Origin of the sequence: Microcoleus sp. T3_D1 (genome assembly GCF_036700405.1) — a bacterium.
In the GTDB taxonomy this organism is placed as follows: Bacteria; Cyanobacteriota; Cyanobacteriia; order Cyanobacteriales; family Microcoleaceae; genus Microcoleus.
Map to the genome: position 1 here is coordinate 1 of NZ_JAUBOV010000176.1, position 2,699 is coordinate 2,699.

The 2,699-nt window shown below is 44.6% G+C and carries 3 protein-coding genes; 2 read left to right on the forward strand and 1 reads right to left on the reverse strand.

The genetic code is table 11. From position 1 onward, the window contains the following. Window positions 1-80: 80 nt before the first annotated feature. Complete coding sequence (gene tnpA, locus QT992_RS33160) at window positions 81-479, reverse strand: IS200/IS605 family transposase (protein ID WP_333343052.1); 399 nt, start codon at window positions 477-479, stop codon at window positions 81-83. A 52-nt stretch (window positions 480-531) separates the two neighbouring features. Here tnpA and QT992_RS33165 point away from each other — a divergent pair, with 52 nt between their 5' ends. Further along, the gene (locus tag QT992_RS33165; protein ID WP_333343053.1) at window positions 532-1,635 is read left to right on the forward strand and encodes a transposase; all 1,104 of its coding nucleotides are present in this window, start codon (window positions 532-534) and stop codon (window positions 1,633-1,635) included. Window positions 1,636-2,151: 516 nt separating this feature from the next. Further along, the gene (locus QT992_RS33170; RefSeq protein WP_333343054.1) at window positions 2,152-2,640 is read left to right on the forward strand and encodes a reverse transcriptase N-terminal domain-containing protein; all 489 of its coding nucleotides are present in this window, start codon (window positions 2,152-2,154) and stop codon (window positions 2,638-2,640) included. Window positions 2,641-2,699: the final 59 nt, after the last annotated feature.

A 2,699-nucleotide genomic window follows, 5' to 3' on the forward strand; every position in this document is an offset into this window, starting at 1 on the left:
CGATGAAGAGAATCATCGAGCAGCATCGGTGCTGCGGTTTAGTTGACCTTTCAGGTCGCGCGGATACAAGCCCCGTCCTTCTAGGACGGCTTTTCTTGATTTCTAATGTACTCCTTCAAAACTTCTAAAGGCGCGCCCCCCACAGAAACCGCAAAATAACTAGGACTCCACAATGCTTCTTTGTGGGGTTTTTTGTGTCCAGCTTGTCCGTAACGACGACTGGAAACGCCTTTGAGTGCGTTAACTATTTGAGATATCGACAATTTAGGCGGATACTCGATCAGCGCATGAACGTGATCAGCTTCCCCATTGAACTCTAGCACTTGAAAGTTCATTTTTTGGGCTACCTCTCGAAACGACTTTTCAATCAAATCAAGACTTTCACTCGTAAATACAGACCGACGATATTTTGTTATACAGACCAAATGTATTTTAAGTTCTGTAACAGAATGGCGCTCTCGACGGTAAACTGTTGTCATTGCTTGCCAACCAATATATAATCAAACCTACAGACCAATATTCAGTATAACCATGAAGGCGAGATTCAAGTACAGATTTTATCCGACGACCGAACAGAAGCAGAGTTTAGCTCGGCTGTTCGGCTGCGTCCGGGTGGTCTGGAACGATAGTCTAGCCCTCTGCAAGCAGTCCGAAAAAAAGCCAAGTTCAGCCGATCTGCAAAAAATCGTAATAACCCAAGCGAAAAACACCGAAGAAAGAGTTTGGCTGAGCGAAGTTTCTAATATCCCTCTACAGCAATCTGTAGCAGATTTAGAAACAGCTTTCAAGAACTTCTTCGATTCCTGTAAAGGGAAACGAAAAGGTCGTAAACTGGGTTATCCTAAGTTCAAGAAAAGAACAAATAGCCAATCTGCCAGATTTCGGATTGGAGGCTTTTCTTTTAAAAATGGCGGTGTCTATTTAGCTAAGATTGGTATTGTCAAGCCAATATGGTCAAGAGAACTCCCATCTGAACCTAGCTCAGTCACGGTAGTCAAAGATTGTGCAAATCGTTATTTCCTAAGCTTTGTGGTAGAAGTTCAACCCGTTCATTCTGATGCCAAAAACCAAAGTATCGGAATCGATTTGGGAATAAAAACTTTTGCAGTGATGAGCGATGGAGAGAAAGCTGAGAGTCCTAGCTATAAAAAGTTAGACCGAAAAATCCGCAAACTCCAGCGTCAATTAGCTCGCCAGCCAAAAGACTCCAAAAGGAGAAACGTAACACGAATCAAGATTGCTAAGTTGCATAACCGCATTGCCGATACCCGGAAAGATTTCCTGCACAAATTGTCAACCAAAATAGTCAACGAAAACCAAGTGATTATTTTAGAAGACTTGAATGTGTCAGGGATGGTAAAAAACCGGAAACTTTCACGGGCAATTAGTCAGCAAGGGTGGAGGGAGTTTAGGACTCTCTGTGAGGCTAAATCTGAAAAGTTTGGTAGAGAGTTTCAAGTAATTAGTAGGTGGGAACCTACTAGCCAAGTTTGTGCGGATTGTGGTTTTAAATGGGGCAAGATTGATTTATCTATTCGTTCAGTGCTTTGCGTTAGTTGTGGTACTGAGCAGGATAGAGATCAAAATGCTTCGAGGACTATAGAAAAAGTCGGGGTGCGATTCGTTGAAACGTGAATCACGGTGAAAGCCCGTACATAGCGTTTCCAGCCACAAGGCTGAACTCTCGGTCTGATAAGGGTGCAAGCCCCTTCTGCCAGACTCAGGTATGACTCCCTATCTGCCCACACCGACCAAGCTCGATTCTTGGAGAGTGAAGCTGGGAACAGGACGCAACCAGACATCTAATGTGAGGTGACACTGGCGTTAATGGGGGGTTCCAACGGTGAAACAGAGCCTAGAAAAGTAACTTATTTTCGAGCGGGTCACAGACCAAAAATCCCGACTCCACTGGAGATTATTCCCGCCGAATCATCCCGACAATATCGGCAAGAGTCTAGGGAATCCAGTAGTTAAATTGGCTCCACCTAAAGGAACAATTAATCTAACCGAGGGAACGAATAAAAACGGATTGAGGGTCAAGGGGAAATCGAACCCCAAGTAGGCTAGACGAGCAGCGGAACCCCCTTAGTTCGGGTAGGACAGACCGTAATTGGTCGCTCGGTGTTCAGAGAACATAAGTTGGAGCAGAGTATGATTAGACACGGCAGCAATGTTAGTGAATCTTGGAAGACGTTACCTTGGAAGAAATTCCGAAGGGACTTATTTCGCCTACAAAAACGAGTGTTTAAAGCGATTCAGGTTGGAGACAAGCCGAAAGCGAAGTCCCTTCAAAAGCTAATTCTGAAATCTCGGGCTGCAAGAATGTTGGCGATACGTCAAGTAACTCAACTAAATGCTGGCAAAAAGACTGCGGGAATCGATGGGAAAGCCTCACTCACATTTGAGGAAAGGCTTGCTATAAGTGAAGAACTCAGAGCCAAAAGTAACAACTGGAAACATCAGAAGTTACGTTCAATACCAATCCCTAAAAAGGATGGGAGTACCCGCCTCCTTAAGATACCGACTATCGCCGATAGAGCGTGGCAATGCCTCGCAAAATACGCGCTAGAGCCAGCACACGAAGCAACTTTTCACGCTCAGAGTTATGGGTTCAGAACAGGAGTGCGATTCGTTGGGTAGAAACTAGCCCTGAAATGGGTAGAGGATTACCCGCAAGTAACATAAGAACCTTGACAATT